Raw genomic sequence first — 9,170 nt, 5'->3', positions numbered from 1 at the left:
TTCAAAAGTGAGCCGCCGTCAGGGCGGAACCCTAAGTGGCCGTTACCGCAGAAACGGATATGTACTCGGTCTGATCCAACATCCTGGTCGGCCCTGAGGCCGCCATCGGGGGCAAGCCCCCTCCCACATTTGGACCGGGATCGATCCAAAATCCTGGTCGGCTCTGAGGCCGTCATCGGGGGCAAGCCCCCTCCCACATTTGGACCGGGATCGATCCAACATCCTGGTCGGCTCTGAGGCCGCCATCGGCAAGCCCCCTCCCACATTGACCGAAGCGTGTCATTCGGGTAGCAGCATAGGCCATCCCGAGATTGAATTACCCCTACTTATCTTGGTCGGCCGGACGGGTGTTCCCATCCCACCCCCCACCCAACGCCGCAATCAACTGCACACTCGCCACCAACCGCGACTGCAGCAAGTTCAGTACCGTGCGCTCATTACTCAGGGCCGTTGCCTGCACGGTAACCACGTCCAGATAGGCAATCAGCCCCGCCTTGTACTGGTTCTCGGTCAACCGCAACGACTCGCGAGCAGACTCCAGCGCCTCGTTGCTGACCACCGCTTCGTCGGCCAGCACCTTGAGCTGCACCATGTAATTTTCGACTTCGCGGAACCCATCCAGTACGGTCTGACGGTACTTGGCCACGGTTTCGTCATAGCTGGCCACGCTGCGGTCGACTTCCGCCGAGCGCTGGCCGCCGTCGAACAGCGTCATGGCCAGCTTCGGGCCCACCGACCAGAAACGGTTCGGCAGGCTGATCCAGTCTTCATAGGTGCTGCTGGAGTAGCCCCCCGCCAGGCTCAAGGTCAAGTCAGGATAATAGGCGGCCTTGGCCACACCAATATTGGCGTTGGCTGCAATCACCGAACGTTCGGCCGACGCGATATCCGGGCGGCGCTCCAACAGCTGCGACGGCAGGCCCACGGGAATCTGCGGCAACGCCGGGATGTCCTTGCTGACGGCCAGGCTGAAATTGGCCGGCGCTTCGCCGATCAATACCGCAATGGCGTTTTCCAGCTGGGCACGCTGCCAGATCAGGTCGATCAGGCTGGCCTGGGTGGTCTTGAGCTGGGTTCGCGCCTGGGCGATGGCGTCCTTGCCGGCGACACCGGCGCGGTACTGGTTTTCGGTCATCTGCTGCGAGCGCTGGTAGGTGTCCAGCGTGGCTTGCAACAAACGCGTCTGTTCATCCATGACGCGCAACTGCAGGTAGCTCTGCACCAGTTCCGACTGTTGGCTCAGGCGCATCGCCGCCAGGTCTGCCGTGCTGGCCTCGGCGCTGGCTTCGTTGGCCTCCAGGCCACGGCGCAATTTGCCCCAGACGTCGGCTTCCCAGCTCACGCCCAGTTGCGCATTGAGGGTGTCGCGAATACCGCTGCTGGAACTGCTCAGGCTGGCGCTGCTGCTGCCGGTGCCCTGGCTGGCGCGGGTTTTACCGACGCTCAGGTCGACGCTGGGGTAAAACGCCCCGCGAGCACTGCGCACCAGTGCCTGGGCCTGACGGAAACGCGCCTCGGCCTGGGCGACGGTCTGGTTGGAACTGTTGAGGCGCACCACCAGCTCGTTCAGTTGGCGGTCGCCGTACAGCTCCCACCAAGCGCCCCGGGCCAGGGAGTCGCTCGGGTTGGCCTGGCGCCAGCCCTGGGCTTGCTTGAATTGTGCCGGTTCGACCACGGGCGGACGCTGGTAATCGGGGCCGATGGCGCAGGCGCTGAGCAACAACGCCAACCCCACTGTAGGCGCGAGCTTGCTCGCGAAGGTCGTCAACGATAACGCGCCGAGCTTGGAAGAACGCGGTGTCTGCACGTTTTTCGCGAGCACGCTCGCTCCTACAGTGGGGTTCGCGTTGGTTGAATCATTCATAGCGCAGTGTCCAGGGCAGCATCGGTACGCACGCCGCGCCAGGCGTTGAAGCGGTGGCGCGCGCGGTCTAGATAGAGGTAAACCACCGGGGTGGTGTAAAGGGTCAGGATCTGGCTGAACACCAGGCCGCCAATGATGGTCAGGCCCAGGGGCTGGCGCATTTCCGCGCCATCGCCGGCGCCGAGCAGCAGCGGCAAGGCGCCAAGAATCGCCGCCAGCGTGGTCATCAGGATCGGTCGCAGGCGCAGCAGGCAGGCGCTGCGAATCGACTCCAGCGGGCTCATGCCGTCATGCCGCTCAAGCTGCAGTGCCAGGTCGATCATCAGGATCGCGTTTTTCTTCACCACCCCGATCAGCAGGAACAGCCCCAACAACGAGATCAGGCTGAACTCACCGCCCAGCAGGTAGATGGACAGCAACGCGCCGACGCCGGCCGAGGGCAAGGTCGACAGAATCGTCAGCGGGTGGATATAGCTTTCATACAGCACGCCCAGCACCAGGTACACCGCCACCAGCGCGCCGAGAATCATGAACGGCTGGCCCTTCTGGGTCGCGGCGAACGCATCGGCGGTGCCGGCCATCTTGGCGATCACGTCTTCCGGCAGGCCGACCTTGGCAATCGCGCGCTCGATGGCGGCAGTGCCCTGCTCCACCGTCACGCCTGGCGCCATGTCGAACGCGATGTTTTCCGAGGCGAACTGGCCTTCATGGCTGACGCGGTCATCGGCCAGGCTGTTTTCATAATGGGCAATGGTCGACAGCGGCACGCGCGCGCCATCGGCGGTAATCACCTGCACCTGGTTGAGGGTAATCGGGTCCTGGGCATATTTGGGATTGACCTCCATCACCACCTGATACTGGTTGAGGCTGTCGTAGATCGTGGAAATCTGCCGCTGACTGTAGGCGTTGTTGAGCACCGAGGTGACCATGGCCATGTCGATCCCCAGGCGCTTGGCCTGGTCGCGGTCGACAATCAGGGTGACCTGGGCCGCGCCGCGCCCTTCGCGGGCGTCGATGGCGGTCAGCTCCGGCAGCTCGCGCATGGCGGCCACGACTTTGGGGTACCACAGGCGCAACGCGGCCAGGTCACCGCTTTGCAGGATGTAGGAATACTGCGCGCTGGTCTGGTCGCGGCTGCCGCCGAATTGCAGGTCCTGGTCGGCCATCAGGAACAGACGCCCGCCGGGGACCAGCGGCACTTCCTTGCGCAGTCGCTCGATCACGGCCTGGGCCGAGATTTTGCGCTCGGCAATCGGTTTGAGGCGCACCAGCATCACCGCGTTGTTGGTGCCGCTGTTGCCGCCGATAAAGCCGGCCACGCTGAGCACCGCCGGGTCCTTGAGCACGGCCTGGCGGAAGATTTCCATTTTCGGCTGCATCACGTTGAATGACAGCCCGTCATCCCCGCGCACAAAACCAATCAACTGACCAGTGTCCTGCTGGGGCATGAAGGTCTTCGGCACCACCACGTACAGCGCGATGTTCACGCCCACGGTCAGCAACAGGCTGAGCAGGGTCAGGCGTCGATGGCGCAGCACCCAGTCCAGGCTGGTGGCATAGGCGGCGACCATGCGTTCGTTGATGCGGTGGCTCCAGCGCTGCAAGCCGGTCATCTGCCCTTTGACATGGGGCTTGAGCCAGCGTGCGCAGAGCATCGGGGTCAGGGTCAGCGACACGATCAGCGAAACGATGATTGCCGCCGACAAGGTGATGGAAAATTCACGGAACAGGTTGGTGACGATCCCGCCCATGAACAGGATGGAGAGAAACACCGCCAACAGCGACACGTTCATCGACAGCAAGGTAAAGCCGACTTCCTGGGCGCCCAGGTACGCGGCCTTCATCGGCGGCACGCCTTCGTCGATATGCCGGGAGATGTTCTCCAGCACCACGATGGCATCGTCCACCACCAGGCCGGTCGCCAGGATCAGCGCCATCAGCGAGAAGTTGTTCAGCGAAAACCCGTACAGGTACATCACCGCAAAGGTGCCCACCAGCGACACCGGCACCGCCAAGGTGGGGATCAACGAGGCGCGGAAGTTGCCCAGGAACAGGTACACCACCAGCACCACCAGGGCCACGGCGATCAGCAGGGTCATCTCGGCTTCGTGCAAGGTGGCGGTGATGACCGGCGAACGGTCCATGGCCAGGTTGAGCTTGACGCTGGACGGCAGCACCGCCTGCAACGCCGGCAACTGCGCCTTGATCTGGCGCACGGTTTCAATGATGTTGGCGCCGGACTGGCGGTTGATCACCAGCAGTACCGCCGAATCGTTGTTGAAAAACCCGCTGTTGTAGCGGTCCTCCACGCCGTCGCTGATCTTCGCCACATCACTCAGGCGCAACGCCGCGCCGTTCTGGTAGCGAATCAGCAACGGCTCGTAGTCCTTGGCTTTTTCCAACTGATCGTTGGCCTGGATCTGCCAGTTGCGTTCGCTGTCTTCCAGGGAACCCTTGGGCCGGCGCTGGTTGGCGTTGGCGATGGTATTGCGCACATCATCCAGGGCCACGCCGTACTGATCGAGGGCCTTGGGCTCCAGCTCGATGCGCACGGCCGGCAGGGAACTGCCGCCAATCTGCACTTCGCCCACGCCCGGCACCTGGGACAGGCTCTGGGACAGAATGGTCGAGGCCAGGTCGTACAGCTGGCCCTTCTGCAACACGTCGGATGTCAGCGACAGCACCATGATCGGCGCCTGGGACGGGTTGATCTTCTTGTAGGTGGGCATGCTGCGCATGCCGCTGGGCAGCAGGTTGCGCGACGCATTGATTGCCGCCTGCACTTCCCGCGCCGCGCCGTTGATATCGCGGTCGGAATCGAAGGCCAGGATCACCCGCGTGGAGCCCTGGCTCGATGAACTGCTCATGGTGGTGATGCCGGCAATCGCGCCGAACGAGCGCTCCAGCGGCGTGGCCACGGTAGACGCCATCACCTCGGGGCTGGCGCCCGGCAAGCTGGCCGACACCACGATCACCGGGAAGTCGATCTGCGGCAACGGCGACACCGGCAGCAAATTGAAGCTGACGCCACCGAGCAACATGATCGCCAGGCTCAGCAGCATGGTGGCTACCGGCCGGCGAATGAAAGGTCCGGACAGATTCATGGCTCAACCGGCTCCAGGCTTTGCGGCTCTTTACGCCAGCGCCGGCCAAGACGGTCGAAATACAGGTAAATCACCGGCGTGGTGAACAGCGTCAACACCTGGCTCACCAGCAACCCGCCGACCATCACCAGGCCCAGAGGCTGGCGCAATTCCGCACCGGAGCCACTGGCCAGCATCAACGGCACCGCACCGAACAAGGCCGCCAGGGTGGTCATCAGGATCGGCCGGAAGCGTAGCAGCGCCGCCTGGTAGATCGCGGTCTGCGGGTCCAGGCCCTGGTTGCGCTCGGCGTCGAGGGCGAAGTCGATCATCATGATCGCGTTCTTCTTGACGATACCGATCAACAGGATGATGCCGATGATCGCGATCATGCCCAGGTCATTGCCGCTGAGCAGCAAGGCCAGCAAGGCACCCACCGCCGCCGAGGGCAAGGTCGAAAGAATGGTGATCGGATGGATATAACTCTCGTAGAGCACGCCGAGCACGATGTACATGGTGACCACCGCCGCCAGGATCAGCAGCAAGGTGCTCGACAGCGAGGCCTCGAACGCCTGGGCCGCGCCCTGGAACTGGGTCTGCACGCCGACCGGCATGCCGATGTCCTTCTGGGTCTGGTTGATCAGCTCCACGCCTTTGCCCAGCGCGACCCCGGGGGCCAGGTTGAACGACATCATCACCGCCGGGAATTGGCCGATATGGGCAATCGCCAACTGCGCCTGGCGCTGCTCCACATGGGCCAGGCTCGACAGCCGCACCTGGCCGCCGTCGGTGGTCTTCACATGGATCTGGTTGAGCGCGGCCGGGCCGAGGGTTTCGCCGGACTGGGCCTGCAACACCACGCGGTACTGGCTGGCCTGGGTGTAGATGGTGGAAATCTGCCGCTGGCCGAAGGCGTCATAGAGCGCGTCAGTGATGGTCGAGACGCTGACGCCCAGGCGCGAGGCGGCATCGCGGTCGATTACCAGGTACACCTGCAGGCCCTTGTCCTGCAGGTCGCTGGCCACATCGGTGAGTTCCGGCAACTGGCCGAGGGCATGCACCAGCTTGTCGCTCCACAGCGCCAGCAACTCGGCGTCCGGTGAGGACATGCTGAATTGATACTGGGTACGGCTGACGCGGTCTTCGATGGTCAGGTCCTGCACCGGCTGCATGAACAGGCGGATACCCACCAGCTTGTCGATGGCCGGTTGCAGGCGAGCGATCACCTGCACCGCGCTCAAGTCGCGCACGCCATGGGCCTTGAGGTTAATCAGCAAGCGACCGCTGTTGAGGGTGGCGTTATCACCGTCCACACCAATGTAGGAGGACAGGCTTTCCACCGCCGGATCGGCCAGGATGATCTTTGCCAGTTCCTGCTGGCGCTGGCTCATCGCGGCAAACGAAATCGACTGCGGCGCTTCGGAAATGCCCTGGATCACCCCGGTATCCTGCACCGGAAAGAAGCCCTTGGGCACTACCAGGTACAGCACCACCGTAAGGCCCAGGGTGGCGATGGCCACCAGCAGGGTCAGCGGCTGGTGCCTGAGCACCCATTGCAGCTTGCGCCCGTAGGCATCGATCAACCAATCGATCCAGGCGCCGCTGGCTTTGTAAAAGCGGCCCTGCTCTTCTTCCTTCGGTTCACGCTTGAGCAAGCGTGCGCACATCATCGGCGTGAGCGTGAGGGACACCACCAGGGAAATCAGGATCGCCACCGCCAGGGTAATGGCAAACTCGCGAAACAGGCGCCCGACCACGTCGGCCATGAACAGCAGCGGGATCAATACGGCGATCAGCGACAGGGTCAGGGAAATCAGGGTGAAACCGATCTGCTTGGCGCCCTTGAGCGCGGCGGCCATGGGCGTCTCGCCTTCCTCGATATAACGGGATATGTTCTCCAGCATCACGATGGCGTCGTCCACCACAAAGCCGGTGGCAATGGTCAGGGCCATCAATGTCAGGTTGTTGACCGAGAACCCCGCCAGGTACATCACGCCAAAGGTGCCGACCAGCGACAGCGGTACGGCGATGGACGGAATGATCGTGGCGCTGACCCGGCGCAGGAACAGGAACGTCACCATCACCACCAGGGCGATGGCGATCAGCAATTCGTGCTGCACATCCTTGACCGACGCGCGGATGGTCTGGGTGCGATCGGTGAGCACCGTCACGTCCAGGCCCGCCGGCAGGTTGTCGGTGATGCTCGGCAGCAGGGCCTTGATACGGTCCACCACCTCGATCACGTTGGCGCCCGGCTGGCGCTGGATATTGAGCAGCACGGCCTGGTTTTCGTTGGCCCAGGCGGCCAGGCGCTCGTTTTCGGCGCCGTCGACGATCTGCGCCACGTCCTTGAGGCGCAAGGGCGCGCCGTTGTTGTAGGCCAGGATCAGTTCGGCATATTGCTCTGGGGATACCAACTGGTCGTTGGCATCGAGCATCGACACCCGCGTGGGCCCGTCGAAGTTGCCCTTGGGCTGGTTGACGTTGGACGCGGCGATCAGGGTGCGCACATCCGACAGGTTCAAGCCATTGGCCGCCAGGGCCTCGGGGTTGACCTTGATGCGCACCGCCTGGCGCTGGCCGCCGGCGATGCTGACCATGCCGACGCCGCTGATCTGCGCGATCTTCTGCGCCATGCGCGTGTCGACCAGGTCATTGAGCTTGGGCAGCAGCATGGTCTTGGAGGTGATCGCCAGGGTCAGCACCGGGGTGTCCGCCGGGTTGACCTTGTTGTACACCGGCGGCGCCGGCAAGTCCTTGGGCAACAGGTTGGTGGCGGCGTTGATCGCGGCCTGCACCTGCTGCTCGGCGACATCCATATTGATGTCGAGGTTGAAGCGCAGGGTCAGTACCGACGCCCCGCCCGAACTGGTGGAGGCCATCTGGGTCAGGCCGGGCATCTGCCCGAACTGGCGCTCCAGCGGCGCAGTGACCGCGCTGGTCATCACGTCGGGGCTGGCACCGGGGTACAGCGTCATCACCCGAATGGTCGGGTAATCCACCTGGGGCAAGGCCGAAACCGGTAGCAAGCGGTAAGCGATCAGGCCGGCCAGCACGATGGCGAGCATGCTCAGCGTGGTGGCGACCGGCCGCAGGATAAACAGGCGCGACAGGTTCATGCGCCGACCTTTTGCGCCTTGCCGGCGTCAGTACCGGTCTCCCCTTTCGCCGCAGGCTTGCCTTGCAGGTGTTCGGTCGGCGTGGTCGGCACTTCGTTGCTGTCGTTGACCACTTCGATTTCGCTGCCGTCCTTGAGACGGTCGGTGCCTTCCATGACCACCCGATCACCCGCCGCCAGACCTTGCTTGATCACGGTGTTGTCGCCATCGGTATCACCCACCACCAGCGGCTGGACCTTGACCTTGTTGTCGCCATCGAGCTTGTAGACAAAGGTGCCGCTGTTACCGAACTGGATCGCGGCGGACGGTGCCAGCACCACGTTGTGCAAGGTGTCGGCCAGCAAGTGCACATTGACGAACTGGTTGGGAAACAGCGCCTGATCCTTGTTATCGAAACGCGCCTTGAATTTCAGGGTGCCGGTGGTCACGTCGATCTGGTTGTCCAGGCTCTGCAGCACGCCCACCGCCTGCTTTTTCGTGTCGCCACGGTCCCAGGCTTCCACCGGCAGCTTGTTGCCGGCGTGATAACGGGTGAGGACGGTGTCCAGGGTGTTTTCCGGCAGGGTGAAGGCCACGCTGATCGGTTGGGTCTGGGTGATCACCGCGAGGGCTGTGGTGTCGTTGGCGGCGACCAGGTTGCCGACGTCGAGCTGACGCAAACCGACGCGACCGGCAATCGGCGCACGGATCTTGGTGAATTCAAGATTGAGCCTGGCATCGTCGACCGCGCCCTGGTTGGTCTTGACCGTGCCCTGGTATTGCAGGACCAGCGCTTCGGCGGTGTCCAGGGTCTGCTTGGCGATACTGTCCTGGGCGTACAGGCCGCGATAGCGTTGCACATCGACCTGGGCGTTTTTCAACTGCGCCTGGTTCTGCAGCAACGTGCCCTGGGCCTGGAGCAAGGCGTTCTGGTAGCTGCGCGGGTCGATCTCGGCGAGCAAATCGCCGGCCTTGACCATTTGCCCCTCTTCAAAGGCAATCTTCACCAGCTCACCGCCCACCCGGCTGCGCACGTTGATGGTGTTGAGCGCGGTCACCGTGCCCAGGGCCTTGTAGTACACCGGGAACTCCCCCAATACCGCCGGCGCCACGCGCACCGGCACC

4 protein-coding genes are annotated in these 9,170 nt (G+C 63.5%); all 4 read right to left on the bottom strand.

All coding sequences use genetic code 11. From position 1 onward, the window contains the following. Positions 1-322: 322 nt before the first annotated feature. Entirely contained in the window at positions 323-1,864 is a 1,542-nt protein-coding gene (locus BFP96_RS18425; RefSeq protein WP_083216659.1) for an efflux transporter outer membrane subunit, read from the bottom strand. Further along, positions 1,861-4,968, bottom strand: coding sequence for an efflux RND transporter permease subunit (locus BFP96_RS18420; protein ID WP_065936768.1), 3,108 nt, complete (start codon positions 4,966-4,968; stop codon positions 1,861-1,863). Before BFP96_RS18420 ends, BFP96_RS18425 begins: the two co-directional genes overlap by 4 nt. After that, on the bottom strand, positions 4,965-8,066 hold the full coding sequence (locus tag BFP96_RS18415) for an MdtB/MuxB family multidrug efflux RND transporter permease subunit (RefSeq protein ID WP_065893191.1): 3,102 nt from the start codon (positions 8,064-8,066) through the stop codon (positions 4,965-4,967). Before BFP96_RS18415 ends, BFP96_RS18420 begins: the two co-directional genes overlap by 4 nt. Continuing rightward, the coding region (locus tag BFP96_RS18410; RefSeq protein WP_065936767.1) for an MdtA/MuxA family multidrug efflux RND transporter periplasmic adaptor subunit at positions 8,063-9,170 on the bottom strand (1,108 nt) is incomplete at its 5' end. The genes BFP96_RS18410 and BFP96_RS18415, both read right to left, overlap by 4 nt.

Origin of the sequence: Pseudomonas sp. 34 E 7 (assembly GCF_900005715.1) — a bacterium.
In the GTDB taxonomy this organism is placed as follows: domain Bacteria; phylum Pseudomonadota; class Gammaproteobacteria; order Pseudomonadales; family Pseudomonadaceae; genus Aquipseudomonas; species Aquipseudomonas orientalis_A.
Note: the sequence above shows the minus strand (reverse complement) of the source record. Positions and strands in the feature narration are given on the sequence as shown.

What these genes read in the sequence shown, in the direction of transcription:
- BFP96_RS18425 (WP_083216659.1), bottom strand. Translation starts at nt 1,864, where the DNA reads ATGAATGATTCAACCAACGCGAACCCCACTGTAGGAGCGAGCGTGCTC.
- BFP96_RS18420 (WP_065936768.1), bottom strand. Translation starts at nt 4,968, where the DNA reads ATGAATCTGTCCGGACCTTTCATTCGCCGGCCGGTAGCCACCATGCTG.
- BFP96_RS18415 (WP_065893191.1), bottom strand. Translation starts at nt 8,066, where the DNA reads ATGAACCTGTCGCGCCTGTTTATCCTGCGGCCGGTCGCCACCACGCTG.